General features: G+C 44.5%; 1 protein-coding gene. It reads right to left on the reverse strand.

Annotation, left to right across the window (positions count from 1 at the left end; all coding sequences use genetic code 11):
* Nucleotides 1-113 precede the first annotated feature (113 nt).
* Nucleotides 114-807 (reverse strand): phosphate/phosphite/phosphonate ABC transporter substrate-binding protein (locus tag R7R24_RS26025; protein WP_318120015.1); only part of this gene is annotated, 694 nt, incomplete at its 5' end.

Consider the following 807-nt stretch of genomic DNA (forward strand, 5'->3'; position numbering starts at 1 on the left):
TGAGTATGTGTCGTAGCCATGCATGTAAAGTACAAGGTTGACCACAACCACCAAAACAACGACGGAGATGGTCGCGAAAATGTATTTGGTTTCTAGCGAAAGTTTGTTCAGCATCAGTTTGCCTTTGGTAGCAAGTTAACAGACTTTCGAACCGTGTCGAGAGACGTTGCCATATCTGGCGTGAGTGCTGATATGCGCTTGGTATTTTGGAATACATCCAAGGCATGCAAACCTTCTGGTGAGGCATCCATTTTCAATAAAATCGATGTAATTTCATTTTTGGTCGATTGGCTCAAAGTAGGCGACGCTAAAACCAAATCACGCGGGATCTCCACCGAGTTATGGAAAATGGTCAGTTTTTCCTTCATGTTTTCTGGCAAATCTTTTGGGTTGTTCCAGTTGAAATTACTGAACTCCCCGGCGGCAACGCGCTGTTTATACACCCAAACGGATAGGTTGATTTCGTTGGATTGTTCTAAATGTTCGTCCAAAAACAAATAGCCGATACGGTCTTTCGTTGGGTGAGCATCAATAGAGCGAAGGTATTCTAATTTTTCGCCTTGGTTGAGCAATGTAATGGCAGGTAAGTAAAAGCTGCTGGTGGAGTTGCGACTCTCGAAAATGAGCGTTTTGCCGCGCAGATCGGCCAAGGAATGAATGCCACTGTCTTGATGGGTGAAAAATACAGAGTGGTATTTTTCGAGTCCCTTTTTCCACCTTACGGCGAGCACTTGGCTGTTAGATTCTCGTTCTAGGGTTACGGCGTTAAACGGTGTAGCTGTTGCAATTTGAACGCTGCCATTTTTG

Source organism: Vibrio sp. 704 (assembly GCF_033339295.1).